Source organism: Rhodanobacter caeni (genome assembly GCF_039523575.1).
Taxonomy (GTDB): domain Bacteria; phylum Pseudomonadota; class Gammaproteobacteria; order Xanthomonadales; family Rhodanobacteraceae; genus Rhodanobacter; species Rhodanobacter caeni.
In genome coordinates this window covers 816,081-841,052 of the sequence record NZ_BAAAFO010000003.1, presented here as the reverse complement: position 1 = coordinate 841,052, position 24,972 = coordinate 816,081, and the positions used below count along the sequence as shown (strand labels likewise).

Annotated in this window: 22 protein-coding genes; 15 read left to right on the top strand and 7 right to left on the bottom strand. The window is 68.3% G+C overall.

Going from position 1 to position 24,972, the window contains the following annotated elements:
* Positions 1-12: 12 nt before the first annotated feature.
* Complete coding sequence (locus tag ABD017_RS12440; RefSeq protein WP_343883066.1) at positions 13-1,512, top strand: peptide MFS transporter; 1,500 nt, start codon at positions 13-15, stop codon at positions 1,510-1,512.
* A gap of 202 nt (positions 1,513-1,714) precedes the next feature.
* On the opposite strand, the gene ABD017_RS12435 is transcribed toward ABD017_RS12440, so the two are convergent.
* The gene (locus ABD017_RS12435; RefSeq protein ID WP_343883065.1) at positions 1,715-2,176 is read right to left on the bottom strand and encodes a MarR family winged helix-turn-helix transcriptional regulator; all 462 of its coding nucleotides are present in this window, start codon (positions 2,174-2,176) and stop codon (positions 1,715-1,717) included.
* Positions 2,177-2,327: 151 nt separating this feature from the next.
* On the opposite strand from ABD017_RS12435, the gene hppD reads away from it, so the two are divergent.
* The 6 genes from hppD to ABD017_RS12405 all read left to right on the top strand — a co-directional run bounded on the left by hppD (position 2,328) and on the right by ABD017_RS12405 (position 8,675).
* Positions 2,328-3,398, top strand: a complete 1,071-nt coding sequence (gene hppD / locus ABD017_RS12430; protein ID WP_343883112.1) for a 4-hydroxyphenylpyruvate dioxygenase — start codon at positions 2,328-2,330, stop codon at positions 3,396-3,398.
* A 52-nt stretch (positions 3,399-3,450) separates the two neighbouring features.
* On the top strand, positions 3,451-4,755 hold the full coding sequence (hmgA, locus tag ABD017_RS12425) for a homogentisate 1,2-dioxygenase (protein WP_343883064.1): 1,305 nt from the start codon (positions 3,451-3,453) through the stop codon (positions 4,753-4,755).
* Positions 4,755-5,318, top strand: coding sequence for a lectin (locus tag ABD017_RS12420; RefSeq protein ID WP_343883063.1), 564 nt, complete (start codon positions 4,755-4,757; stop codon positions 5,316-5,318). The genes hmgA and ABD017_RS12420 overlap by 1 nt, the downstream gene beginning before the upstream one ends.
* A 9-nt stretch (positions 5,319-5,327) precedes the next feature.
* Positions 5,328-6,314 (top strand): fumarylacetoacetate hydrolase family protein, encoded by a 987-nt coding sequence (locus ABD017_RS12415; RefSeq protein WP_343883062.1) that lies wholly within the window; start codon positions 5,328-5,330, stop codon positions 6,312-6,314.
* A gap of 168 nt (positions 6,315-6,482) precedes the next feature.
* Positions 6,483-7,883: an oxygen-independent coproporphyrinogen III oxidase gene (gene hemN / locus ABD017_RS12410; RefSeq protein ID WP_343883061.1), complete on the top strand. Its 1,401-nt coding sequence runs from the start codon at positions 6,483-6,485 to the stop codon at positions 7,881-7,883.
* A gap of 30 nt (positions 7,884-7,913) precedes the next feature.
* Positions 7,914-8,675 carry a helix-turn-helix domain-containing protein gene (locus tag ABD017_RS12405; RefSeq protein ID WP_343883060.1) on the top strand — a complete coding sequence of 254 codons (762 nt, stop codon included), beginning with the start codon at positions 7,914-7,916 and terminating at the stop codon, positions 8,673-8,675.
* Positions 8,676-8,684: 9 nt separating this feature from the next.
* Here ABD017_RS12405 and ABD017_RS12400 read toward each other — a convergent pair whose 3' ends face one another.
* Positions 8,685-9,443, bottom strand: coding sequence for a cyclic nucleotide-binding domain-containing protein (locus ABD017_RS12400; RefSeq protein WP_343883059.1), 759 nt, complete (start codon positions 9,441-9,443; stop codon positions 8,685-8,687).
* 200 nt (positions 9,444-9,643) lie between these two features.
* Here ABD017_RS12400 and ABD017_RS12395 point away from each other — a divergent pair, with 200 nt between their 5' ends.
* Entirely contained in the window at positions 9,644-10,210 is a 567-nt protein-coding gene (locus ABD017_RS12395) for a cytochrome b (protein ID WP_343883058.1), read from the top strand.
* Between the two features lie 8 nt (positions 10,211-10,218).
* On the opposite strand, the gene ABD017_RS12390 is transcribed toward ABD017_RS12395, so the two are convergent.
* Positions 10,219-11,610 (bottom strand): MBL fold metallo-hydrolase, encoded by a 1,392-nt coding sequence (locus ABD017_RS12390; protein WP_343883057.1) that lies wholly within the window; start codon positions 11,608-11,610, stop codon positions 10,219-10,221.
* A gap of 185 nt (positions 11,611-11,795) precedes the next feature.
* Between ABD017_RS12390 and ABD017_RS12385 the strand changes: the two genes are divergently transcribed.
* The 6 genes from ABD017_RS12385 to ABD017_RS12360 all read left to right on the top strand — a co-directional run bounded on the left by ABD017_RS12385 (position 11,796) and on the right by ABD017_RS12360 (position 17,960).
* Positions 11,796-13,187, top strand: a complete 1,392-nt coding sequence (locus ABD017_RS12385; protein WP_343883056.1) for a GGDEF domain-containing protein — start codon at positions 11,796-11,798, stop codon at positions 13,185-13,187.
* Positions 13,188-13,253: 66 nt separating this feature from the next.
* Positions 13,254-13,526, top strand: a complete 273-nt coding sequence (locus ABD017_RS12380; protein WP_343883055.1) for a PepSY domain-containing protein — start codon at positions 13,254-13,256, stop codon at positions 13,524-13,526.
* A 31-nt stretch (positions 13,527-13,557) separates the two neighbouring features.
* Positions 13,558-14,154 carry a cytochrome b/b6 domain-containing protein gene (locus ABD017_RS12375; RefSeq protein WP_343883054.1) on the top strand — a complete coding sequence of 199 codons (597 nt, stop codon included), beginning with the start codon at positions 13,558-13,560 and terminating at the stop codon, positions 14,152-14,154.
* A gap of 4 nt (positions 14,155-14,158) precedes the next feature.
* Positions 14,159-14,833, top strand: coding sequence for a winged helix-turn-helix domain-containing protein (locus ABD017_RS12370; protein WP_343883053.1), 675 nt, complete (start codon positions 14,159-14,161; stop codon positions 14,831-14,833).
* Positions 14,830-16,200 (top strand): ATP-binding protein, encoded by a 1,371-nt coding sequence (locus ABD017_RS12365; protein ID WP_343883052.1) that lies wholly within the window; start codon positions 14,830-14,832, stop codon positions 16,198-16,200. Before ABD017_RS12370 ends, ABD017_RS12365 begins: the two co-directional genes overlap by 4 nt.
* 131 nt (positions 16,201-16,331) lie before the next feature.
* On the top strand, positions 16,332-17,960 hold the full coding sequence (locus ABD017_RS12360; RefSeq protein ID WP_343883051.1) for a L,D-transpeptidase family protein: 1,629 nt from the start codon (positions 16,332-16,334) through the stop codon (positions 17,958-17,960).
* A gap of 71 nt (positions 17,961-18,031) precedes the next feature.
* Here ABD017_RS12360 and ABD017_RS12355 read toward each other — a convergent pair whose 3' ends face one another.
* Both ABD017_RS12355 and ABD017_RS12350 read right to left on the bottom strand, forming a co-directional pair.
* Positions 18,032-18,775 carry a SpoIIAA family protein gene (locus ABD017_RS12355; protein ID WP_343883050.1) on the bottom strand — a complete coding sequence of 248 codons (744 nt, stop codon included), beginning with the start codon at positions 18,773-18,775 and terminating at the stop codon, positions 18,032-18,034.
* 110 nt (positions 18,776-18,885) lie between these two features.
* Positions 18,886-20,172 (bottom strand): NRAMP family divalent metal transporter, encoded by a 1,287-nt coding sequence (locus ABD017_RS12350; RefSeq protein WP_343883049.1) that lies wholly within the window; start codon positions 20,170-20,172, stop codon positions 18,886-18,888.
* A 124-nt stretch (positions 20,173-20,296) separates the two neighbouring features.
* Here ABD017_RS12350 and ABD017_RS12345 point away from each other — a divergent pair, with 124 nt between their 5' ends.
* Entirely contained in the window at positions 20,297-22,696 is a 2,400-nt protein-coding gene (locus ABD017_RS12345; RefSeq protein ID WP_343883048.1) for a phosphoketolase family protein, read from the top strand.
* On the opposite strand, the gene ABD017_RS12340 is transcribed toward ABD017_RS12345, so the two are convergent.
* Both ABD017_RS12340 and ABD017_RS12335 read right to left on the bottom strand, forming a co-directional pair.
* On the bottom strand, positions 22,693-23,886 hold the full coding sequence (locus ABD017_RS12340; protein ID WP_343883047.1) for an acetate/propionate family kinase: 1,194 nt from the start codon (positions 23,884-23,886) through the stop codon (positions 22,693-22,695). The genes ABD017_RS12345 and ABD017_RS12340 overlap by 4 nt on opposite strands.
* The gene (locus ABD017_RS12335) at positions 23,883-24,896 is read right to left on the bottom strand and encodes a bifunctional enoyl-CoA hydratase/phosphate acetyltransferase (RefSeq protein WP_425543725.1); all 1,014 of its coding nucleotides are present in this window, start codon (positions 24,894-24,896) and stop codon (positions 23,883-23,885) included. The genes ABD017_RS12340 and ABD017_RS12335 overlap by 4 nt, the downstream gene beginning before the upstream one ends.
* Positions 24,897-24,972: the final 76 nt, after the last annotated feature.

Here is a 24,972-nt window from a genome sequence, read left to right as displayed (position 1 = left end):
ACGGGGACCCCCATGATCCAGAGCGACAGTACGCCGCGTGATTTCAGCTATCCGCAACTGCTCGGCCACCCGCGGCCGTTGTGGATGCTGTTCATGTCCGAATTCTGGGAGCGCTTTGCGTTCTACGGCATGCGCTGGGCGCTCACGCTGTACATCGTGGCGCAGTTCTATGGCGGCGATGACGCGGGCCAGGCGTCCGCCAGCCGCACGTATGGCGCCTACCTGGCGCTGGTGTACGCCACCGCGGTGTTCGGCGGTTACGTGGCCGACAAGATCATCGGCTACCAGCGCTCGATCCTGCTGGGCGCGGTGGTGATGTCGGCCGGCCTGTTCATGGTGATGGTGCCGAACCACGCGGTGTTCATGCTGGGGCTGGCCACGGTGATCGTGGGCAACGGGCTGTTCAAGCCCAATATTTCCTCGATGGTGGGCCAGCTGTATGCGCCGGGCGATTCGCGCCGCGACCGCGGCTTCACGCTGTTCTACATGGGTATCAACGCCGGCGCGCTGATTGCGCCGGTGCTGACCAGCGTGCTGGCCACGCGCGTGTTCGGCACGCCGGGTCACCAGAACTACCACGTGGTGTTCGCCGCCTCGGGCGTGGGCATGCTGATCAGCCTGGTGTGGTTCTGGTTTGGCCGCCGCCAGCTCGGCGAGGTGGGGCGGCCGGCACCGGAAATCGCCAGCCTCGCGCGCGTGGCGTGGGTGGCGCTGGGCGTGCTGGTCGCCATTCCGCTGGTGTATCTGCTGATGGATCGCGCCGGCGCAGTGGTGCTGCAATGGTTGCTGACCGTGCTGTTCTTGGGCGTGGCGGTAATGCTGGTGATCGAGGCGATCCGCACCGGCCGCGTGCAGATCCAGCGGGTGATCGCGATGCTGATCATCTTCACCTTCAACGTGCTGTTCTGGATGTTCTTCGAGCAGGCCGGCAGCTCGTTCAACTTCCTGGCGCAGCACATCGTCGATCGCGACCTGGGCGGCTGGAATTTCCCCATCGGCTGGTTCCAGTCGGTGAACCCGGTGGCGATCGTGGTGCTGGCGCCATTGGTGACGATGGTGTGGGCGGCGCTGGACAAGCGTCGCGCCGAGCCGTCGATCCCGCGCAAGTTCGGGCTGGGGCTGATCGGCAATGCACTGGGTTTCGCGGTGCTGATGTATGCCTTGTCCAACCTGGTCGGCAGCGACGGCCTGATTCCGCTGTGGACGCTGGTGCTGTGCTACGTGCTGCAGACCGCTGGCGAGCTGTGTCTGTCGCCGATCGGCCTGTCGATGGTGACCAAGCTGGCGCCGTTGCGGCTGGTGGGGCTGGGCATGGGCGGGTGGTTTCTCTCCACCGCCATCGGCAACAACCTGGCCGGCCTGTTTGCCGGCCACGTCAGCGGCGAAACCGGCATGACGGTGGAGTCGGCACTGTCCGGCTACACCACCGGTTTCTGGATATTGCTGGGTGGCGGCGTGCTGTTGTTCCTGGTGGCGCCGTTGATCAACCGGTTGATGCACGGGGTGCGGTAGCGGGCGGAACGCGGGAAACGGGAGGGTTTCATTACCGTTCTCCCTGAGCGTAGCCGCGTAGCGGCAGAGTCGAAGGGGCAAGCTGAGGGGAGGCTTCGACTTCGCCGCTGCGCGGCTACGCTCAGCCCGAACGGTTGGGGGAATGCGCCGCTTTTGCTTGAACCATTCCGCACTCCCCATTCCCTATTCCCCATTCCCCGCTCTACGCCATCAACCGGTCCAGTATCCGCGTCAGCCAACGCTGCTCCTCGCCGTCCAGCTTCGCCAGCACCTCGCGCTCGCGCGCGCGCGCCATCGGCGCCACCTCGTCGTGCAGGGCCCAGCCGGCGTCCGACAGGCCCAGCACGGAGCGGCGCTTGTCGCCCGCGTGGATGCCGCGGGTGACCCGGCCCGCTTCCACCAGCCGTGCCAGCGCGCGGCTCACCGCCACCTTGTCCATCAAGGTGCGCTCGGCCACTTCGCGGGCGGACAAACCGTCGAAACGGGCCAGCACCGCCATCACCCGCCACTCCGTCACGCTGAGGTCGTAGCGGCGCTGATAGTCGTCGGCGATCGACTGGCTGATGGCGTTGGACAGGATCGACAACCGGTACGGCAGGAAATGTTCCAGCTCCAGCGGCGCATGCTCGGCGCTGGCGGGGATGCGTTTGCGGTCGGTCGACACTGCGGCGGTGCTCCTTGCAACTGGTTTCAATTGAAACTATAACACTGGCATGCAAATCCTTTCGCGGGCAGCAGCGCATCCTTGCGGCGCTTCGAATCCTCTGGCCCGTGCTGAACCGGAGAGTGCCATGAACACCAAGCCCGATCCCGGCATGAAAGTCGCCACGTTCGAGAACCCGATGGGCATCGACGGCTTCGAATTCGTCGAATTCGCCGCGCCGCCAGGGCGCGCGGCCGAATTGCACACCCTGTTTCAGCGCATGGGTTTTGTCGCCGTGCTCCGGCACAGGCATCGCCCGATTATCGTCTATCGCCAGAACGACGTGAACTTTCTCGTCAACGAGGAGCCCGAGTCCTTCGCCGCCGCCTTCGCGCAGCAGCACGGCCCCAGCGCCTGCGGTTTCGCCATCCGCTTCCGCAAGCCGGCCGATCAGGTGTTGCAGGCGGTGCTGGACAACGGTGGCGAGGTGTTCACCAAAAACGCCGACACCCGGGCGGTGAACGCGCCGGTGGTGAAAGGCATCGGCGACTGCATGCTGTACCTGGTGGACCGCTACGGCAGCACGGGCAGCATCTACGACGGCGATTACGAGCCGATCGAAGGGGCCACGCAGAACCCGTCGGGCTTCGGCCTCACCTTCATCGACCACCTCACCCACAACCTGTACTTCGGCAACATGCAGAAGTGGTCGGATTACTACGAGCGCCTGTTCAACTTCCGCGAGATCCGCTACTTCGACATCAAGGGCGCCAAGACCGGCCTGGTGTCCAAGGCGATGACCGCGCCCGACGGCATCGTGCGCATCCCGCTGAACGAGTCGGACGACCCGAAGAGCCAGATCAACGAATACCTCGACGCGTACAAGGGCGAGGGCATCCAGCACATCGCCTGCTTCACCGATGACATCTACGCCACGGTGGAAAAAATGCGCGCCGCCGGCGTGGCTTTCCTCGATACGCCCGATACCTACTACGAAGTGATCGACCAGCGCGTGCCCAACCATGGCGAGGATGTGCCACGGCTGGCGCGCAACAGGATCCTCATCGACGCCGACCCCGAAACCCACCAGCGCAAGCTGCTGCAGATCTTCACCCAGAACTGCATCGGCCCGATCTTCTTCGAGATCATCCAGCGCAAGGGCAACGAGGGTTTCGGCGAGGGCAATTTCCAGGCGCTGTTCGAGAGCATCGAGCGCGATCAGATGAAGCGGGGGGTGCTGTAGGCTTTGAAGCCCCTCTCCCGACGGGCGAGGGGCTTCAAGCGTAGGCGCACGTATGTCTGAGGTCAGTACCAGCTACCAAACCGGCTTCGCCAACGAATTCGCCAGCGAGGCGATCGAGGGCGCGCTGCCCGTGGGTCAGAACTCGCCGCAGCGGGTGGCGCACGGCCTGTACGCCGAACAGCTCTCCGGTACCGCGTTCACCGCGCCGCGGCACGCCAACCGGCGCAGCTGGCTGTACCGGATTCGTCCTGCCGCGGTGCACGAGCCGTTCCGACCGCTGGCGCACGCCACTTTCCACAACCGTTTCGATGAGGCGCCGGCCACGCCCAACCAGTTGCGCTGGGATCCGCTGCCGCTGCCCGACGCGCCCACGGATTTCGTCGATGGCCTTGCCACCCTGGCCGGCAACGGTGGGCCGGCGGAGCAGGCGGGCGTGGGCATCCACCTTTACGTCGCGAACCGCTCGATGCAGGGGCGCTATTTCTACGATGCCGATGGCGAGCTGCTGATCGTGCCGCAGCAGGGTCGGTTGCGGCTGGCCACCGAGCTGGGCGTGATCGGGATCGAGCCGCAGGAAATCGCGGTGATCCCGCGCGGCGTGCGTTTTCGCGTGGATGTGATCGACGGCGAGGCGCGCGGCTATGTATGCGAGAACTTCGGCGCGCTGCTGCGCCTGCCGGAGCTGGGTCCGATCGGTTCGAACTGCCTGGCCAACGCGCGCGATTTCCTGACGCCCACGGCGACGTACGAGGATCTCGACGGCGCATTCTCGCTGGTGGCGAAATTCCAGGGCGCGCTGTGGGAGGCGAAAATCGACCACTCGCCGCTGGATGTGGTGGCCTGGCACGGCAACTACGCGCCGTACAAATACGACCTGCGCCGCTTCAACACGATCGGCTCGATCAGCCATGACCACCCCGATCCATCCATCTTCACCGTGCTGACCTCGCCCAGCGATACGGCGGGCACGGCCAACGTGGATTTCGCGATCTTCCCGCCGCGCTGGCTGGTGGCGCAGCACACTTTCCGGCCGCCGTGGTTCCACCGCAATGTCGCCAGCGAGTTCATGGGGCTGATCACGGGCGTGTACGACGCCAAGGCCGAGGGCTTCGTGCCCGGCGGCGCGTCGCTGCACAACTGCATGAGCGGGCACGGCCCGGACGCGGCCACGTTCGAGAAGGCCTCGAACGCCGACCTGTCGAAGCCGGACGTGATCGGCGGCACCATGGCCTTCATGTTCGAGACGCGCAAGGTGATCCGTCCCACCCGGCAGGCGCTGGAATCGCCGCAACTGCAAGGCAACTATTACGCTTGCTGGCAAGGCATCGCGAAACATTTCGACGGTGGCGCGCGTTGATGCGCAGCGTGTTTCTCGCCGCTGCGTTGCTGCTGGCTGGCTGTGGCCAGGCCGATCGCACCGCAGAACCTGCACCGGCCAGCGCGGCGACCACGGCCGCGGTGCCGGACACGGCGGCAACGGTGGCGCGCTACGACGGCTACGGCGACATGCGGTTCGGCATGGACGAGGCGGCTTTTGCCGCCGCCTGGGGCGGTGCGTTGCGTGGCGCCGCCCAGCCCGGTTCCAGTTGTTTCTACAAGACGCCCACGTGGGTGAAGCACCCGGCGGAGTTTGCCTTCATGTTCGAGGGTGGCCGCTTCGTGCGCTACGACGTCGGCACGCCGAAGGAAATCGCGCCCGGCGGTGGCCGCGTCGGCATGGACGCGGCGCAGATCCGCGCGCTGTACGGCGAACGCGTGACGTCGCAGCCGCACAAGTACGTTGCCGGCGCCAGCTATCTGCGTGTCATCGCGCCGCAGGGCGAGAGCGCGCTGGTGTTCGAAACCGATGCGCAGGGCAGGGTGACGCGCTGGCGCATGGGCGTGCCGCCGCAGGTCGATTACGTGGAAGGTTGTGGCTGAGGAATCCTGATGAAACTTGCAAGTCTCAAAGAGGGCGGTCGCGACGGCACGCTGGTCGTGGTCAGCCGCGATCTCACCCGCGCGGTTCGCGCCGACGGCATCGCCGCCACGCTGCAAGGCGCGCTGGACGATTGGTCGAATACCGCGCCGCGGCTCAACGCATTGTCGGAGGCCCTGAATGCGGGCGCCGCCGTCGAGGCGTTCGCGCTGGACATGCACGCCCTGGCCGCGCCCCTGCCGCGGGCCTACGAATTCGTGGACGGCAGCGCCTACCTGCCGCACGTCGAGCGCGTGCGCCGCGCTCGTGGCGCCGAGGTGCCGGCATCGTTCTACACCGACCCGCTGATGTACCAGGCCACCAGTGCGGGCTTCCTGGGGCCGCGCGATCCGGTGGTGGTGCCCGGCGAGGATTTCGGCATCGACCTGGAGGCCGAGGTCATCGTGGTCACCGACGACGTGCCGATGGCGGTGACCGCCGCGCAGGCGTCGGAGCATATCCAGCTGGTCGGCCTGGTCAACGACGTGAGCCTGCGCGGCCTGATTCCCGGCGAGTTGGCCAAGGGTTTCGGTTTCCTGCAGAGCAAGCCGCGCTCGGCGCTGTCGCCGGTGCTGGTGACGCCCGATGAACTGGGCGACGCGTGGCAAGGCGACAAGCTGCACCTGCCGATGCGCACCTGGCTCAACGGCCAGTGGTTCGGCGAGGCCGAGTGCGGCGTGGACATGCAGTTCAGCTTTGCCGAGCTGGTGGCGCACGTGGCGCGCACGCGCCCGCTGACCGCCGGCACTTTGGTCGGCTCTGGCACCATCGCCAACCAGGACACCGGCAAGGGCGCCTCCTGCCTTGCCGAGCAGCGCACGGTGGAAACCCTGCGCGATGGCCAGCCCAGCACGCCGTTCCTGAAGTTTGGCGACCGGTTGAAGATCGACGTCACCGATGCCGGCGGCCACTCGATCTTTGGATCGATCGAGCAGCGGATCGAGGCGCTCAAGCGCTAGAACCCCCGACTCTTCATTGTAGGAGCGCACCCTGTGCGCGATGCCCTTGATGAAAGGCTTCGCGCACAGGGTGCGCTCCTACAAAAAGGCCTGCGGCGGCTTGTCGCGATGGTCGCGCAGTTGATCCGGATCAAGGTGTGGGCGCGGGTGCATCGACAGACTTGCGCCATGGCCACTCCCATCATTCCGCCCGTTTTCGATCCGGACCTCGTCGCCCGCTATGACGTGGCCGGTCCGCGCTACACCAGCTATCCCACCGCGCCGCAATTCAATGCGTCGTTCGACGAGACCGCGTTGCGGCAGGTGATCCGCGCCTCCAACGAGGAGCCTATCCCGCGGCCGCTGTCGCTGTACGTGCATGTGCCGTTCTGCATGAGTCCGTGTTTCTACTGCGGCTGCAACCGGGTGATCACCCGCGACATCGGCCAGGCCGATCGTTACCTGGAGCGCCTGTACCGCGAGATCGAACTGGCGGCGCCGCTGTTCGACCGCGATCGGCCCGTGCGCCAGCTGCATTTCGGCGGCGGCACGCCCAACTTTCTCGACGTGCCGCGCATGCGCGAGTTGATGGAGTCGCTGGCGCGCCACTTCAGTTTCAGCCAGGCCGCCGAGCGCGAGTACGGTATCGAGCTGGACCCGCGTTTTGCCGATGGCGACTACGTGCATGCGCTGGCCGAGCTGGGCTTCAACCGCTTGTCGGTCGGTATCCAGGATTTCGACCCGGCGGTGCAGGAGGCGGTCAACCGCATCCAGAGTTTCGAGCAGACGCGCGAAGCCATCGTGGCCGCGCGCGAGTCGCGCTTCCGCTCGGTCAGCGTGGATCTGATCTACGGGCTGCCCAAGCAAAGCGTGGACGGCTTCAGCCGCACGCTGGACCAGATCGTCGAGCTGGGGCCGGATAGGGTGGCGGTCTACGGTTACGCGCACCTGCCGGAGATGTTCAAGGCGCAGCGGCAAATCGTCGCGGAGGAGTTGCCGGATGCGGGCACCCGGCTGGCCTTGTTCGGTCGCGCGCTGGCGCAGTTGTCCGCCGCCGGTTACGTCTACATCGGCATGGATCATTTCGCCCGCGCCGACGACGAGCTGGCCGTGGCGCAGCGCGCCGGTACGCTGCAGCGCAATTTCCAGGGTTACTCGACCCACGGCGACTGCGACATCATCGGGCTTGGCGTCAGCGCCATCAGCCGCATCGGCGACAGCTACAGCCAGAGCGCGCGCGACCTCACCGGCTATTACGCCACCCTGGATGCCGGCCGCCTGCCGGTGGCCCGCGGCCTGCTGCTGGACGAGGACGACGTGATCCGGCGCGAGCTGATCGGCGAGCTGATGTGCCACGGCCGCGTGGACAAACAGCGTTTCGGCGAGCGTCACCGGTTGATCTTCGACGAATACTTCGCTGCCGCACGCGAGCGCCTGCAGCCGTTGATCGCCGACGGCCTGCTGCTCGAAGACGCCGCGTCGCTGCAGGTGACCTCGCCGGGGCGCCTGCTGTTGCGTATCATCGCCATGTGCTTCGACGCCTATCTCGATGGGCAGGCGCACACACCGCGTTATTCACGCGCGATCTGATCCGCGCTCCAGAACCGGCGTTCCGACAACATGTCATCCAAGTACCCGGCAGGCCGCCTGCCCGAGCCGCCCAGCCCGATCGCCGACGATGGTGACGAGACGCATTTCTGCGGCACCTGCGCGTTTTCCAGCGCCTGCATCGCCGCCGGCTACGACAAGCCCGAGCTGGCCGCCCTGCAGTGCCTGGTGGAGCACGTGGGGCCGTTCCGCGCCGGCGAGCACATCTTCCGCACCGGCGATCCGTTCCGCGCGATCTTCGCCGTGCGCGGCGGCACCGTGAAGACGCGCATGGTGGACAAGGAGGGGCGCGAGCAGGTGCTGGGCTTCTACCTGCCCGGCGAGGTGATCGGCCTCAATGCGATCTACCCCGAGCATTTCCCCTGCGACGCGGTGGCGCTGGACACGGCGTTTTTCTGCCGCTTCTCGTTTCCCGCCATGAGCGCGCTGGCCTCGCGCGTGCCGGCGGTGCAGCAGCACCTGTTCCGCATGCTGAGCAAGGAGCTGGGCACCGCCTCGCTGCTGGCCGGCGACCACAGCGCCGACGAGCGCGTGGCCGCGTTCCTGATGGACCTGGCCAGCCGTTACGCGGCGCGCGGTTTTTCCGCCACGCGCTTCCACCTCAGCATGTCGCGCGGCGATATCGCCAACTATCTGCGCCTCGCGGCGGAAACCGTCAGCCGTGTGCTGAGCCGCTTCCGCAACCAGAAGCTGATCCAGATCGAAGGGCGCGAACTGCAGCTGCTGGACCCGGCCGGCCTGCGCAGGATCGGCCAGGCGCTGTTGCCCGACTGAGCCCGTCGGTCAGCCGGCATCCTTGCGCCGCGGCGCGGCATCGCTGCGGCAGAGGGCAGCCAGCAGTTCCGGCCGCAGGATGCGCACCGATTTGCGGTTGACCTGCAGCACGCCCATCTCCTCCATGCGCGAAAACAGCCGGCTCACCGTCTCGACCACCAGGCCGAGGTAGTTGGCGATGTCGTAGCGCGACATCGGCAGGTTGAGCGCGGAGCCGTCGCGGTGCAGGCGCTGGTAGCGGTCGGCCAGGCTGCGCAGGAAGCTGGCCAGCTGCTCCTGCGCCTGCTGCCGGCCCATCATCACCAGGTGGCGGTGCTCCTCGACCACCTCGCGGCTGATCACCCGCATCAATTGGCGGTGCAGGGCAGGCACCTCGCTGGTGACCTGCTGCAGCTTGGCGTAGGGCAGTTCGCAGATGCTGGAGCGTTCCAGCGCCTCGGCCTGGCTGACGTGCAGGTTGGTGGCCAGCGCGTCGAAGCCCAGGATCTCGCCCGGCAGGTGGAAGCCGAGGATCTGCACATCGCCCGCCTCGTTCTGCACGAAGGTCTTCAGCGCGCCGGATCGCACCACATACAGCGCCTCGAACGGATCGCCCTCGCGGTACAGCATGTCGCCGCGATCGAGCGCGCGCTTGTCCTTCACCGTGGCGTCGAGGCGGTCCAGGTCGTCGACGCCGATGCCTGCCGGCAGGCATAATTCGTACAGCGCGCAGGAGCTGCAACTGCGCCGCAACTGATTGAGGTCGAGCACGTTGGCGGCAGGTTCCATCGGGGCCTCGCGCGGCCGCAGCGGCCGGTGGACGGGGAGCCCCTAGGATACGGCGGTTTGCGCAGCAAAAGCTCGCCGCGCGCGTGGCGTAACGACGCAAGCGGCGGCGCGGCCATCGGCGGCGGACTTGACCACGCTCAAGTTGCGCGGCTGGCGGCGGGGGCATGCTGATACCCGATACCGTTACCTGGATGATTTCGATGGCCAAGCATTGGAAAAACACCGCCGACCGCTACGGCTCGCTGTCGATCGCCATGCACTGGCTGATGCTGCTGTTGCTGATCGGCGTCTATGCCTGCATCAATCTGCGCGAGCTGTTTCCGCGCGGCAGCGATCTGCGCGATGGCCTGAAAACCTGGCATTTCATGCTGGGGCTGGCGGTGCTGGCGCTGGTGGTCGTAAGGCTGGCGCTGCGCTGGGCCGCCGGTGCCCAGCCGGGCATCCAGCCGCCGCCGCCGCATTGGCAGCAACGGCTTGCGGGGCTCATGCACCTGGCGTTGTACCTCTTCATGATCGCGATGCCGCTGCTGGGCTGGCTCACGCTGAGCGCCGCGGGCAAGCCGATCCCGTTCTTCGGCCTGTCGCTGCCGGCGCTGGTGGGCGCGGACGAGGCCCTGGCCGGTACGTTCAAGGAGATCCACGAAACCATCGGCACGATCGGCTACTACCTGATCGGCCTGCACGCGGCCGCCGCGTTGTTCCATCACTACGTGGCGCGCGACAACACCTTGCGCCGCATGCTGCCGCGCAGGAAGGCGCCTGCCTGAGCCGGCGCTCAGTCGATCTTGATCGGCTCGTGCATACCGGGCAGCTGGCAGCTGAAGCCGCGCGCTTCGAGCACCTCGCGCATCACCTGCATGCCGCGGCCGTATTCGCCATGCACCAGGAACACCGTGCGCCGCGGCGCATCGCCCAGCCAGGCCAGCAGCGAGGGCCGGTCGGCGTGGGCGGAGAAGCCGTTGATGGTCCACACCTGCGCGCGCACCGGGATCTCCTCGTTGAACACGCGCACACTGGGCGCGCCGTCGATGATCCGGCGCGCCAGCGTGCCCTCCGCCGCGTAGCCGACGAACACCACGCTGCAGCGCTCGCGCCACAGGTTGTGCTTGAGATGGTGACGCACGCGGCCGCCGTTGCACATGCCCGAGCCGGCCAGGATGATCGCGCCGCCGTCGACGTTGTTGATCGCCATCGACTCGGCGGTCTCGCGGGTGAAATGCAGGCCGGGCATGGCGAAGGGGTCGCCATGCTCCAGTTCATCCAGGAAGCGCTGGTCGAAGCATTCCGGGTGGCGGCGGAAGATCTCCGTGGCGGAAATCGCCATCGGCGAATCCAGGAAAACGCGCACATGCGCCGGGATCGCGCCCTCGCGCAGTCCGCGATGCAGGTAGTAGAGCAGCTCCTGCGTGCGCTCCAGCGCAAAGGTGGGAATCACCACGTTGCCGCGCCGGTTCACGGTGTCGCGGATCGCCCGGTACATCTCGTCGACCGAATCGGGCACCGAGCGGTGCGGGCGGTCGCCATAGGTGCACTCCATCACCACGTAGTCGGCCGGCGGCGCGCCCGTCGGGTCGCGCAGCAGCGGGCGGCCGGGGTTGCCCAGGTCGCCGGAGAACAGCATGCGCCGTTGCTGCTTGCCGTCGTCCAGCTCCAGCAGGATCGAGGCCGAGCCGAGGATGTGGCCCGCGTCCAGGAAGCGCGCGCTGATTCCCTCCACCACGGGCACGGCGACGTCGTAGCCGGCATCCGGGCCGAAGAAATCCTGGGCGTGCAGCGCGTCGTCCAGCGTGTACAGCGGCGGCGCCACCGCCTCGTCGCGACGGTTGTTGCGCTGTGCGCGGCGCGCGTCCTCCTCCTGCAGGCCGGCGGCGTCCAGCATCACCACCCGCGCCAGCTCGCGGGTGGCCGCCGTGGTGAGGATGCGGCCGCGGAAACCGCGGCGCACCAGCAGCGGGATGCGCCCGCAATGGTCCAGGTGCGCGTGGGTGAGCAGCAGCACGTCGATGCTGGCCGGGTCGAAGCCGAACGGTTCGGCATTGGCCCGTTCCACCTCCTCGCTGCCCTGGAACATGCCGCAGTCGATCAGCACGCGGCGGTCGTTGCAGGTGACCAGGTGGCAGGAACCGGTAACCTGCTTGGCCGCGCCGTGGCAGCTGTAGATGATCATGTTGTAGGCGCTCCGGGTGCGGTCGATTTCGACGTTGGCAGCGGCACTGTGGCAGGGAAAGGCACAGGCCGGCCTGACTGGCGTCAACTTGCACGGTTCCCGGCCGATATTTCCCTCTGGCGCGCCGCTGGCGGAACGTGGCGCGCCCCGCGGCGACCAGGCATCTCTCCAGGACAGCGAGTCACATGATTGCAGTGCCGTTCCACCAGAATGCCGGCGCGGTCCGCGGCTTCGTGCTGTTCTCGCGCTTCGCCGCCGTGGTGGTGGGCGCCAGCGCCCTCGTGGTGCTGGCCGGCTGGTGCTGGCAACTGCCGCTGCTGACCACGCTGGCGCACGGGCCGCACGCGATGACGCCGAATGCGGCGCTGGCCTTCGTGCTGTCCGGCGCGGCGCTGCTGGCGCAGGGCCTGGCGCCAGTGCGGTGGCATGCCGGCACGTGGTTGTCGCTGGCCGTCATGGGTATCGGCCTGGCCACGCTGGGCGAGCACCTGTGGTCGGTGGATGCAGGTATCGATCACCTGTTCGATGACCCGGCCTCCCGCGCGCCGCGCGCGCGCATGGCCGTGCCCGTGGCCATCGCGCTGGCGCTGCTTGGCGCTTTGGGCTTGCTGGTGTCGCTGCAGCGCTGCCTGTACCTGCGCGAGATCATCGCGTTGGTGCTGCTGGCCATCGTGGTGACCGGCCTGGCCTCCTACGCCGTGGCCCTGGCCGGCAGCATCAGCGGGCCGTTCGAGCAGGTGCCGCTGCAGACCTTGCTGATGCTGTTGCTGATGGTGCTGGGCTGGCTTTCGTCCACGCCGGCCACCGGACTCACGCGCGTCGCCACCGCCGATACGTTCGGTGGCGCCCTGGCACGGCGTTTGTTGTTGCCCTCGTTGCTGCTGCCGGTGCTTTTCCTGTTCGTGTTCGAGGTGTCGCAGTCGCTGTTGGGCCTGCCCGAAACGCTGGCGCTTGCCCTGGTGGCGCTGAGCAGTGGCGGCGCCGTGGCCGGGCTGGTGTGGTGGGTGGCAAGCCTGCTGGACAAGCTGGAGCGCCAGCGCATGGAGTCGGCGCTGCTGCGCAATGACGCCGGCACCGATGCCCTCACCGGCCTGGCCAACCGGCGCGCTTTCGACGACGCACTGGCCAGCCTGCTGCGCGGGCAGCGCGAGCGCGATGCGGTTTTCTCGCTGCTGATGCTCGACCTGGACCGGTTCAAGACCTTCAACGACGACTTCGGCCATCTCGCCGGCGACCAGGTGCTGCGCGTCACCGGCAAGTTGTTGCGCACGGCGGTGCGGCCGTCGGACGTGGCCGCGCGCTATGGCGGGGAGGAGTTTGCCCTGCTCCTGCCGGATACGGACGCCGCCGCCGCCGGCGAGGCGGCCGCGCGCATCCTGCGTGCGTTTCGCGCGTTCGCGTGGCCGCAGCGCGCCGTCACCGTCAGCATCGGCGTGGCCCAGGCCACGGTGGGCGACAGCGCCACCGACCTGATCGAGCGTGCCGACGCGGCCTTGTACGAGGCCAAGCGCGCGGGGCGTGACCGGGCGGCGATGGCCACGTCGGTATCGGCAGCCAGCGCCGTGGTTGCGCCTTAAGACCCGCATAAGCCTTCGCGGTTGCAATGTTTCCCAAGGCCATCCTGCCGATACCGGAGACACACCATGAAGCGCATCGTCATCGTCCCGTTGTTCCTCGCCGCCGGCGTTCTGTCGGCGTCCGCCCTGGCCGCACCGCAATGCACCAGCGCGCCGCGTGCGCAGTGGCTGACCGAAGCGGCGATGAAGCAGAAGGTGCTCGACCAGGGTTACACCATCAAGGTGTTCCAGGTCTCGGGCAACTGCTACGAGATCTACGGCAAGGACAAGGCGGGCAGGAACGTGGAGATCTACTTCGACCCCACCGACGGCCGCATCGTCAAGAAGAAGGGCGGCTGACCATCCCCTGACCCCGAGCGAGGACAAGCCCATGAAGGCCATGGTCAAGGTGTGGGACCCGCTGGTTCGCGTATTCCACTGGTCGCTGGCGGGTTTGTTCCTCGCCAACTTTTTCACCGAGGAGGGCGAGCTGGTCCACCGCGGTTTCGGCTACGCCATCCTGGTCCTGCTTGCCGTGCGTTTCGTGTGGGGCTGGATCGGCACGCGGCATGCGCGCTTCAGCGACTGGGTGCCCGGCCCGCGCCGGGTGCGCGTCTACCTGCGCGAGCGCCTGGCCGGGCGCTCGCACCGGCAGCTGGGGCACAACCCGGCCGCGGCGGTGATGATCCTGGCACTGATGGTCGGCGTGTTGCTGGTGGCCGTCAGCGGCTGGCTGCAAACCACCGACGCGTTCTTCGGCACGCCGTGGCTGGAGGACCTGCACGAGGCGCTGGCCTACGGTGTGCTGGGTCTGGTGGTGCTGCACGTGCTGGCCGCGGTGGGCGAGAGCGTGCATTACGGCGAGAACCTGGTTGCGGCAATGATCCACGGCCGCAAGCGCGCGCTGGGGCAGGATGCCGCAGGCGGCGAAAAGCCCGCGCCACTTGCTGCAGGTCAAGTGGGCCGCACGAGCGCGCGACAAGAATGAAGCCATGCGCATCCTGCTAGCCGAGGACGACCGGGCACTGGGGCAGGCGCTGGCCGACGGCCTGCGCCAGCACGGCCATGCGGTGGACTGGATCACCGACGGCAACCAGGCCGCCGCTGCACTGGCCGACACGACGTATGCCGCGGCGATCCTGGACTGGAACCTGCCGCGCAGCAGCGGCCCGGCGATCATCGCCGGCATGCGCCGACGCCATGACGCCACCCCGGTACTGCTGCTGACTGCGCGCGACGAGCTGGCCGATCGCGTGGCCGGGCTGGATGCCGGTGCGGACGACTACGTGGTCAAGCCGGTGCACCTGGACGAACTGGCGGCGCGGTTGCGCGCCCTGCTGCGCCGCGCCGACGGCCAGGTGGAACCGGCAATCCGCCTGGGTGCGCTGGAAGTCACTCCCGCCGCGCGCAGCGCCACGCTGGCCGATACGCCATTGGAGCTGACCGCGCGCGAATACGCGCTGCTGGAAACCCTGGTGCGGCATCCCGGCCGCGCCTATTCGCGCGACCAGCTTGAGGAAGCGCTGTACGGCTGGGATCAGGAAGTGGCCAGCAATGCAGTGGAAGTGCACGTCCATCACCTGCGCCACAAGCTCGGGCCGGGCTGGATCCGCACCTTGCGCGGCATCGGTTACGCGATCAATCACCCCGACGGCCCACCCCCGTGATCCGCCCCTCGCTCAACCGGCGGCTGGTGCTGCGGCTGGTGGTCGGCATCGTGCTGGTCTGGTCGATCGCCGCCGGTTCGGTTGCCTGGCGCAGCCTGCACGAGGTGGACGAGATCTTCGACCAGATGCTGGTGCGCACCGCCGCCAGCGTGTTCGCGGTGATGCCCGACGACGCCGCCTCGGGCGCGGTGCGTCTGCCGGACAAGAAGCTGGTGGGTTCGGACGACACCGCCCAGCGGCCGGCCATCGTGCTGCGCGACGCCCGCGGCGAACGGCGGGTGGACAGCACCGAGTTGCCCGCGTTGCGCTTCGATCCGGGCGACGCGCATTTCCATGCGGTCACCCACGATGGCCGCCGCTGGCGGGTGTTTCAGCGCTGGGATGCGCGGCATCGCTACTGGATCCAGGTGGGCGCGCCGCTGGACGAGCGCGACGAGCTGATGCGCAAGCTGCTGGCACCGGCCCTGCTGGGTCTGCTCGGCCTGCTGGTGCTGGTGCCGCCGATCGTGTTTGCCGGCCTGCGCAGCGGCCTGAAACCTTTGCGTCGGCTGAGCCGCCAACTGCCCGCCCGCGCCACCGCCGCACCACTCACCGACGCGCAGGTGCCGGTCGAACTGGCGCCATTCACCGAGGCGATCGACCGGCTGGTCGAGCGGCTCCAGCGCAGCCTGGAGCACGAACGCCGCTTCACCGCCGACGCCGCCCACGAACTGCGCCACCCGCTGGCGGCACTGCGGCTGGAGCTGGACCTGGCCGGCGGCAGCGACGACGCTGCCGGTCGCGGCCTGCACCTGCGCCGTGCGCAGCAGGCACTGGACCGGATGCAGCGGCTGGTGGCGCAATTGCTGATGCTGGCGCGGGTGGAGAAGCTGGCCGAACTGGACGATGCCGGCCCGCTGCGCCTGGCCGGCGTGGTCGAGCCCGCATTGCGCGGGGCCAGCGAACAGGCGGCGGCGCGCTCGATCGAGCTGTCGCTGGACCATGACGGCAACGACTTCGTGCTGGGCAGCCCCGGCCTGCTCGGCATTCTGGTGCAGAACCTGCTGGACAACGCGCTGCGCCATACGCCCGACCATGGCCAGGTCAACGTGCGTGTCGGCGGCCACGCCGGGCGCGTCGTGCTGCAGGTGAACGACAGCGGTGCCGGTTTCGCCGACGACGACATCGCGCGGCTGGGCGAGCGCTTCCATCGCGCCGAAGGCCGCGTGGGCGAAGGCAGCGGGCTGGGCTTGTCCATCGCCCGCGCGATCGCCAGCTTGCACCATGGCGAGCTGGCGTTCGGCCGCTCCGCGCTGGGTGGCGCCCAGGTCAGCGTGAGCCTTCCCCACGTGGCCGGCACCGCGCCGCACATGCCCGGTTATGCCTGACGCATTGCCTCTTCGCCCCTCCGGGGCGGCGTGAACGGCATCCCGGCCTTGCCGCGGAATCCGGGCGTTTGCCGCTTTCACCGCCCAACGTGATGATGGCGGCACGCGATTGAACCTCGAAGGGAGACACCATGCCCTCACGCCTGCGATTGATCGTCATGCTGCTGCTCGTGTTCACCGGCCTGCACGGGCGACCGGCGGCGGCACAGCCGGCCGATCCCGTGGCGGCGTCGATACGCCAGCAACTGCAACCGGTGACCGGCGCGCCCGCCACCGGCCTGGACAAGGCGCGGGCGCAGTTCTACGCGCTGGGGGATTTTGCGCCGGCTTGGACGCGCGCCGCCGACGTCGATGACTTGCTGGCGGCGTTGCGCGGCATGGGCGCCGACGGCCTCGATCCGGCCGATTACGCCCTGCACGAGCTGCTGCGCCAGCGTGCGGCGCTGGCCGATCCGCAGGCCACGCCGATGCAGCGCGCGAGCTTCGACCTGCTGGCCACCCAGGCCTGCCTCACCGCGCTGGTCGATCTTTATCGCGGCAAGGTGGACCCCGCCTCGCTGGACACGCACTGGAATTTCGAGCCGCGCCAGCCGGCGCCGGGGCAGGGCGTGCAGGCCGTGCGCGACGCGCTGGCGAACGGGCAGCTGGCGTCCTTGTTCGCGCAGGCGCGGCCGCAAAACCCGTTGTATGACGAGCTGCGCAGCGCGCTGGCGCGCTGGCGTGAGGTGCCCACGCAAGCTGACTGGGCGCCGATCCCGGACGGGCCCACGCTGAAACCGGGCATGCGCGACGCACGCGTCCCCGCCCTGCGCCGTCGGCTGCGGGTGGCGGGCTACCTGCCGTCGCCCGTCGATGGCGCTGCCGATGCAGGCCCGTCCGACGACTACGACGCGACAACCGAACAGGCGCTGCGGCAGTTCCAGTCCGAGCAGTACCTCACCGTCGACGGCCAGCTCGACCCGGCCACGCGCGCGGCGCTGAACGTGCCGGCGGCTGCGCGCATCGACCAGCTGCGGGTGAACCTGGAGCGCGCACGCTGGCTGCTGCACCAGTTGCACGGTGATTTCGTGATGGTGGATATCGCCGGCTACCGCATCGCCTATTACCGCGACGGCAAGCCGGTCTGGCGCTCGCGCGTGCAGGTGGGCAAGCCGTATCGCAGCACGCCGGCGTTCAAGTCGAAGATCACCTACCTCACGCTCAACCCCACCTGGACCGTGCCGCCCACCATCCTGAAGAACGACGTGTTGCCGAAGGTGCGGCGGAACCGCGGCTACCTTGCCGCCAACCATCTGCGCGTGCTGGATGGCCAGGGCCGCGAACTGGCGCCAGCCAGCGTGGACTGGGCCAACCCGCGCGGCATCGTGCTGCGCCAGGACGCCGGGCCGCACAATTCGCTGGGCCGTCTGGCCATCCGCTTTCCCAACGACTATGCCGTCTACCTGCACGACACGCCGCATCAGGAGTTGTTCGCCCATCCGCAGCGCGCCAACAGCTCCGGCTGCATCCGGGTGGAGCGCCCGCGCGAGCTGGCCGAGCTGCTGCTGGACGATCCGGCGCGCTGGAGCCGCGACGCCATCGACCGCGCCATCGACACCGGCAAGACGCAGAACGTGACCCTGGCCCGTCCGGTGACGCTGTTGCTGGCGTACTGGACGGTGGACCTGCACGACAACGGCCGCATCGGTTTCCGCCCGGACATCTACCGGCGCGACGCGCCCTTGCTTGCGGCGCTGGAGCGGCCGAGGGCGTTGCCCTGACGTTGTGGATGCCCCTCTGGTACGCGCGGTCAGCGAGGTCGGCCAGCGCCTGCGGCCTGCCGTGATCGACCCTATCCGTCCTTCAGCCAGGCCATGGCCTGTTCGCGCTCGTCGTAGTCGAACTTGCGCACCTTGGCCAGCATCAGCGGGTCGAGCACGCGGTCGGCGAACGATCCCAGCGGGCTGCTGGTGACCACGGCCAGGCGGTCGATCTTGTCGTGCACGCGGCTGACGAACTGCAGGTGCGCAAACAGCGCGCCGATACCCTGCCAGCCGGGAAATCGCCGGCTGTGGATCATGATGCCGCGCAACCGGTCGTGGCTTTCGAGGTAGCTGTCGATCGTCTTGCCAACGGCCTCGAAATCGTCTTCGCTCAGCGCCTTGTCGGTGGCCGGTTCCAGCACCAGGATGCCGCTGTCCGCATCGAGCGCGATGCCGATGCGGGCGCGAGCGCTTTCGCAGACCCAGTCCCTGGCCTTGGCGTAGTCATCGCTGTCGAAGTGGCGCAGTTCGCCGGGCGAGAACACGCTGAACAGCTTGACCGCGTTCTCCATCCAGCCGATGTCGCTGACGATCGCCAGGCGCGCCCAGTGCCCGATCCGACCCAGGCCCAGCCGCAGGTCCTGCCACACCGCGCCGGCCTCCATGCCCTTCCATTCGCCCTCGAAGCAGCACAGCAAGTCGAGTTTGCGATGCTTTGCCAGCTTCTCGTTGATCAGCGGGATGAGCTGCGTTTCGTAATCCTCCGCGCGCAGCTTGTCGGTGATGCGGATGCCGATGACGTGGTCCGGAAGTCCATCGATCAGGGTCAACATGGCGTTTGCTCCCGTGGATGTGAGTGGGTTTGCGAATCGCCCGCGCAGTGTACTGCCGGGTCCGACGGGCGGATGTGACGTTGAAGTGGTGTGGCAAGGCGCGAGTGCCGTCATTGCCCCCAGGTGACGAACATGGTCAGCGCCGCCGCAGCCATCGCCGCGGTAGCCAGCCAGCCGAAAATCTTCAGCGGCCACGGCATCGTGAACTTGCCCATGACCTTGCGCCGCGAACCCATCAGCATCATCACGGTCATCAGCGGCACGGCAGTCACGCCGTTGACCACCGCACTCCAGTACAGCGCCTTGACCGGATCGAGTGGCGTCAGGTTCAACGCGATGCCGGCGAGGCTGGCGACGACCAGCACGCCATAGAAGAATCGGGCATTGCCCGGCTTGTACTCCAGCCCGCTGCGCTGGCCGAAGGCGCCGGCGGCGGCGTACGCCGTGGCGCCGGCCAGCACCGGCACGGCCAGCAGACCGGTGCCGATGATGCCGGCGGCAAACAGCGCGAAGGCCAGCTCGCCCGCCAGTGGCCGCAATGCTGCGGCGGCTTCGGCGGAGGTCTGGATGTCGACCTTGCCGTTGGCGTGCAGCACGACCGCGGCGGCAAGAATGATGAAAAAGGAAATCAGGTTGGAGAAGATCATGCCGACCGTGGTGTCGATGCCGATGCGGCGCAAGGCGCTGGGCGCCTGGCGCGGGGCCCGGCGCAACGGCTTGCGGCGTTTGCTCGAATCCATTTCCTCGACCTCCTGCGCCGCCTGCCAGCAGAACAGGTAGGGGCTGATGGTGGTGCCGAGCAAGGCGACCAGGCCAACGGCATACGACGCGTTCCACGTGATGGGCGGCAGCACCAGGCTCTTGAGCACGGCCAGCCACGGCACGTCGATGACCAGCACGGTGGCCACGTAGGCGAACAGGCTGAGGGTGAGCAGCTTCAGGATCGGCGCGTAGCGGGTGAACGGAATGAACACCTGCAGCACCAGCGACAACAGGGCGAACCCCGCGGCATAGATCAGCGCCGGCCCGCCAATGAGCAGTGCCAGCGAGGCGCCCATCGCGCCGATGTCCGCCGCCAGGTTGATGACGTTGGCGATCACCAGAAGCGCCGTCAACGCGTAGACCAGCGGGTGCGGGTAGTGCTTGCGCATGCCGTCCATCAGGCCGTGGCCGGTGACGCGGCCGATGCCGGCGCTCACCGCCTGGATCGCGATCATCAGCGGCATGGTCACCGCGATGCACCACAGCATGCCGTAGCCGAACGCGGCGCCCACCTGCGAGTACGTGGCGATGCCACTGGGGTCGTCGTCCGCCGCGCCGGTCACCAGTCCGGCGCTCAGGTTGGCCCAGAGCGGCTTTTCGGCGCCGCCGTCCTCGGTGTTCCTGCGGTGGGTCATGGACGTTTCCGGTCGGGCGGTTCGGGGGCGTGGCATGCGACAACGTGCTGCATCAAATTTCACCCGCCATCGTGTACATACTGCCTCCAGGCAGCCTCGCGCATGTCGGGACGGAGCGACGATGATGATCGACCTTCCACATCAGCAGCCCATTGACGCCAGTCAGTTGCGGGCGATCGACGCCTGGTGGCGCGCGGCAAATTATCTTTCGGTCGGACAGATCTACCTGCGGGCGAATCCGCTGCTGCGCGAACCGTTGGCGCTGGCGCACATCAAGCGCATGCTGCTCGGCCACTGGGGCACCACGCCGGGCCAGAACTTCATCTACGCACACCTGAACCGTGCGATCCGGCAGTACGACCTGGACATGATCTACCTCTCCGGCCCCGGCCACGGCGGCCCCGCGGTGGTGGCGAACGCGTACCTCGACGGGACGTACAGCGAGGTCTATCCGCAGGTCAGCCAGGACGAAGCCGGCTTGCAGCGGCTGTTCAAGCAGTTTTCCTTTCCCGGCGGGATTCCCAGCCACGCCTCGCCGGAATGCCCCGGCTCGCTGCACGAGGGCGGCGAACTGGGCTACTCGCTCAGCCATGCGTTCGGCGCGGTGTTCGACAACCCCGGCCTGATCGCCGCCTGTGTCATCGGCGACGGCGAGGCGGAAACCGGCCCGCTGGCCACGGCCTGGCATTCGAACAAGTTCCTGGACCCGGTCGGCGACGGCGCGGTGCTGCCGATCCTGCACTTGAACGGCTACAAGATTGCCAACCCCACGGTGCTGGCCCGTATCCCGCGCGAGGAACTGGAACAACTGCTGCGCGGCTACGGCTGGACGCCTCATGTGGTGTCCGGCAGCGAGAGCGAACCCATGCATCGGGCGATGGCGGCGGCGCTGGATGCGGTGGTGGCGCAGATCCGGCAGATCCAGCGCGACGCGCGCGAGGGCGGCGTTCGCACGCGGCCGCGCTGGCCGATGATCGTGCTCGATTCGCCCAAGGGCTGGACCGGTCCGGCGATGGTGGATGGACGGCCAAACGAAGGCAGCTTCCGTGCGCACCAGGTGCCGCTGTCGATATCGGCGAGCAGCCCGCCGGAACACCTGCAGCAGCTGGAGGCGTGGCTGCGCAGCTACCGGCCGGAGGAGCTGTTTGATGAGCGCGGCCGCTTCCGCCCGGAATGGGCCGCGCTGGCGCCAGGCGGCACGCGCCGCATGAGCGCTAACCCGCACAGCAATGGCGGCCTCTTGCTGCGCGACCTGCTGCTGCCGGATTTCCGCGACTACGCGGTCGCGGTGCCGCAGCCTGGCGTGCGCGGCAGCGGTGATACGCGCGCGCTGGGACCGTTCCTGCGTGACGTGATCCGCCTGAACGAGCCCTCGCGCAACTTCCGCGTGTTCGGGCCGGACGAGACGATATCGAACGGCCTGGCCGCGGTGTTCGAGGCCACCACCCGCCAGTGGCAGGCCGCGCTGGAGCCGCACGACGAGTTCCTCGCGCCCCAGGGCCGGGTGGTCGAGATGCTCAGCGAGCACCAGTGCGAAGGCTGGCTGGAAGGTTATCTGCTGACCGGGCGACACGGCCTGTTCAATTGCTACGAGGCGTTCATCCACATCGTCGACTCGATGTTCAACCAGCACGCCAAGTGGCTGAAGATGACCGCCGCGATCCCGTGGCGGCGCCCGCTCGCCTCGCTGAACTACCTGCTGGCCTCGCACGTGTGGCGGCAGGACCACAATGGCTTCACCCATCAGGACCCCGGCTTCATCGACCACGTGGTCAACAAGAAGGCGGAGATCGTGCGGGTGTACCTGCCGCCGGACGCGAACTGCCTGCTGTCGGTGGTCGACCACTGCCTGCGCAGCCGGCACTACGTCAACGTGGTAGTGGCCGGCAAGCATCCGGCGCCGCAATGGCTGGCGATGGAGGCCGCGCAGCGGCATTGCAGCCGCGGCATCGGCGTCTGGCCCTGGGCCAGCAACGACCAGCACGGCGAACCGGACGTGGTGATGGCGTGCGCGGGCGACGTGCCCACGCTGGAGACGCTGGCGGCAGTGTCGATCCTGCGCCGCTACCTGCCGCAGCTGAAGCTGCGCGTGGTCAACGTGGTCGACCTGATGAAGCTGCAGTCGCCCAGCGAGCATCCGCACGGGCTGGACGACGACGATTTCGACCAGTTGTTCACCCGCGACAAGCCGGTGATCTTCGCCTTCCACGGCTACCCGAGCCTGGTGCACCGGCTGACCTACCGGCGCAGCAACCACGCCAACCTGCATGTGCACGGCTACAAGGAGGAGGGCACCATCACCACCGCGTTCGACATGACGGTGCTGAACGCGCTGGACCGCTTCCATCTGGTCATCAACGTGATCAACCGCGTGCCGCAGGCGGGCGAGCGTGGCGTGTACCTGAAGCAGAAGCTGCTGGACAAGCTGATCGAGCACAAGCAGTACATCGACCAGAACGGCGAGGACCTGCCGGAGATCCGCCACTGGACCTGGGGCGCGCCGGAGGCCGGCATGCTGGCCTAGGAGCGGGTCAGTGTGGCCGCCGCGGTCGCGGCCACCCATTCCTCGTTGGTGGCTTCCACCACCACCCGCACCCGGCTCGCGGCGCTGGAGATGACCGCGGCGTGGGTGGCATTCGCGTCCGGGTCGATCGCCACGCCGAGAAAATCCAGCCCGGCGCAGACGCGTTCGCGGATCAGCGGCTGGTGCTCGCCGATGCCGGCGGTGAACACCAGCATGTCCAGTCCACCCAGCGTCGCCACCAGCGCGCCCACCTCACGCACGATGCTGCGCACGTACAAGGCCAGTGCCTCGCGCACCGGTTCTTCGCTTTCGCGCGGCAGCAGCTCGCGCAGGTCGGACGACACGCCGGAAACACCGAGCAAGCCGGACTCGTGGTACAGCATGTGGCCCACCCGTTCGAGCGAGAGCTTGCGAATCTCCATCAGGTAGATCAGCGCACCGGGGTCCAGCGCGCCGCAGCGCGTGCCCATCATCAGCCCGTCCAGCGCCGAGAAGCCCATCGTGGTGGCGACGCTGTGCAGGTTGCGCATCGCGCACAGGCTGGCGCCGTTGCCCAGGTGGGCCACGATGGTGCGGCCGCGTGCGGCGTCGCCGTGGCGCTCGCCCAGCACCTGCGCCTGGTAGGCGTAGGACAGGCCGTGGAAACCGTAGCGGCGCAGGCCCTGATCCCACGCCGAGCGCGGCAGCGGCAGCATCTTCTCGACCGTCGGCATGCACTGGTGGAAGGCGGTGTCGAAGCAGGCCACCTGCGGCAACGATGGTCGTTCGGCCAGCAGCGCGTCGATCGCCTCCAGCGCGAACGGCTGATGCAGCGGCGCCAGCGGGATGTAGCTTTTCAGGTCGGCCAGCACGGCCGCGTCGACGCGCACCGGCTCGAAGTATTTGCTGCCGCCGTGCACCACGCGGTGCGCGATGGCCACGATGCGCCGGCCATCCAGCCGCGCCTCGATGCGCTTGCGCAGATAGGCCAGCGCCGCCGGGTAGGGGCGCTCGCGGTCCAGCGCCAGCGTCGCGGTGGCGCCGCCGCTTTCGCTGAACTGCGGGGCATCGCCGGTGATGCCTTCGACCTTGCCGCTCCACGCCGGTGTGCGTGGCAGCGGCGTCGCGCCCGCGTCGAACAGCGCGAACTTGATGCTGGACGAACCGCAGTTCAACACCAGGATCAGCGGATCATCGTCGCGGTCGTTCATGGCGGGCTGAGCCGGTAGCGGTGGGCGACCAGCACGGCGAGCGCGCACGAGGCGATGCGCGACTGGCGCGAGTCGGCGCGGCTGGTCAGCACGATCGGCACGCGCGCGCCCATCACCACCGCGGCGCTGGTGGCGCCGCCGAGGTATTCCAGCTGCTTGGCCAGCATGTTGCCGCTCTCCAGGTCGGGCACCAGCAGGATGTCGGCGCGGCCGGCCACCGGCGAGGCGATGCCCTTGATCTTCGCGGCGGCGGCGGATATCGCGTTGTCGAAGGCCAGCGGGCCATCCAGCACGGCGCCGGTGATCTGGCCACGGTCGGCCATCTTGCACAGGGCGGCTGCATCCAGCGTGGCCTGCATGCGCGGGTTGACCGTCTCCACCGCGGCCAGGATGGCCACGTGCGGCAGCGTCACGCCCAGGATGTGCGCCAGGTCGACGGCATTGCGCACGATGTCGGCCTTGTCCTCCAGCGTCGGCGCAATGTTGACCGCGCCATCGGTGATGATGAACGGGCGCGGGTAAGCCGGCGCATGCATCAGGTAGCCATGCGAGATGCGCCGCGCCGTGCGCAGGCCGGAGCTGGCCGCCACCACCGCGGCCATCAATTCGTCGGTGTGCAGGCTGCCTTTCATCAGGGCATCGATGTGGCCGGCGGCGGCCAGTGCCACCGCCATGGCCGCCGCCGCGTGGCTGTGGGGTACGTCGTCGATGGGGATGCCGGCAAGGTCGAGCGCGGCCTCCCGCGCCACGCGCTCGAGTTTTGCGCGCGGCGCAACCAGCAGCGGCTCGATCAGGCCGTCGCGGCTTGCGTCCAGGGCCGCCGCCAGGCTGGTGGCATCGCAGGGGTGAACCACCGCCATGCGGATCGGGCCAAGCCGGCGCGCACGCTGCAGCAGCGACTGCCCGCTACCGTCGGGCATCGGCATGTCTGGCGGCGTGCGGGCACCCACCGCACGGTCGTCCGGCGTGGCGTCGCGCGCGGCGGCGGTGTCGGCAGGCGGGCTGGTCATGGCGTGGCCTCCGTTGCGCCGGTATGAGGTGGGTGAGGGCGGGCCGGCATGATGAAGATATCGCCTGTGGCGCGGC

Excerpts from the sequence above, each read along its gene's own strand:
- ABD017_RS12440 (WP_343883066.1), top strand. The coding sequence starts at position 13 with ATGATCCAGAGCGACAGTACGCCGCGTGATTTCAGCTATCCGCAACTG.
- hppD (WP_343883112.1), top strand. The coding sequence starts at position 2,328 with ATGAAAGTCGCCACGTTCGAGAACCCGATGGGCATCGACGGCTTCGAA.
- hmgA (WP_343883064.1), top strand. The coding sequence starts at position 3,451 with ATGTCTGAGGTCAGTACCAGCTACCAAACCGGCTTCGCCAACGAATTC.
- ABD017_RS12420 (WP_343883063.1), top strand. The coding sequence starts at position 4,755 with ATGCGCAGCGTGTTTCTCGCCGCTGCGTTGCTGCTGGCTGGCTGTGGC.
- ABD017_RS12415 (WP_343883062.1), top strand. The coding sequence starts at position 5,328 with ATGAAACTTGCAAGTCTCAAAGAGGGCGGTCGCGACGGCACGCTGGTC.
- hemN (WP_343883061.1), top strand. The coding sequence starts at position 6,483 with ATGGCCACTCCCATCATTCCGCCCGTTTTCGATCCGGACCTCGTCGCC.
- ABD017_RS12405 (WP_343883060.1), top strand. The coding sequence starts at position 7,914 with ATGTCATCCAAGTACCCGGCAGGCCGCCTGCCCGAGCCGCCCAGCCCG.
- ABD017_RS12400 (WP_343883059.1), bottom strand. The coding sequence starts at position 9,443 with ATGGAACCTGCCGCCAACGTGCTCGACCTCAATCAGTTGCGGCGCAGT.
- ABD017_RS12395 (WP_343883058.1), top strand. The coding sequence starts at position 9,644 with ATGGCCAAGCATTGGAAAAACACCGCCGACCGCTACGGCTCGCTGTCG.
- ABD017_RS12390 (WP_343883057.1), bottom strand. The coding sequence starts at position 11,610 with ATGATCATCTACAGCTGCCACGGCGCGGCCAAGCAGGTTACCGGTTCC.
- ABD017_RS12385 (WP_343883056.1), top strand. The coding sequence starts at position 11,796 with ATGATTGCAGTGCCGTTCCACCAGAATGCCGGCGCGGTCCGCGGCTTC.
- ABD017_RS12380 (WP_343883055.1), top strand. The coding sequence starts at position 13,254 with ATGAAGCGCATCGTCATCGTCCCGTTGTTCCTCGCCGCCGGCGTTCTG.
- ABD017_RS12375 (WP_343883054.1), top strand. The coding sequence starts at position 13,558 with ATGAAGGCCATGGTCAAGGTGTGGGACCCGCTGGTTCGCGTATTCCAC.
- ABD017_RS12370 (WP_343883053.1), top strand. The coding sequence starts at position 14,159 with ATGCGCATCCTGCTAGCCGAGGACGACCGGGCACTGGGGCAGGCGCTG.
- ABD017_RS12360 (WP_343883051.1), top strand. The coding sequence starts at position 16,332 with ATGCCCTCACGCCTGCGATTGATCGTCATGCTGCTGCTCGTGTTCACC.
- ABD017_RS12355 (WP_343883050.1), bottom strand. The coding sequence starts at position 18,775 with ATGTTGACCCTGATCGATGGACTTCCGGACCACGTCATCGGCATCCGC.
- ABD017_RS12350 (WP_343883049.1), bottom strand. The coding sequence starts at position 20,172 with ATGACCCACCGCAGGAACACCGAGGACGGCGGCGCCGAAAAGCCGCTC.
- ABD017_RS12345 (WP_343883048.1), top strand. The coding sequence starts at position 20,297 with ATGATCGACCTTCCACATCAGCAGCCCATTGACGCCAGTCAGTTGCGG.
- ABD017_RS12340 (WP_343883047.1), bottom strand. The coding sequence starts at position 23,886 with ATGAACGACCGCGACGATGATCCGCTGATCCTGGTGTTGAACTGCGGT.
- ABD017_RS12335 (WP_425543725.1), bottom strand. The coding sequence starts at position 24,896 with ATGACCAGCCCGCCTGCCGACACCGCCGCCGCGCGCGACGCCACGCCG.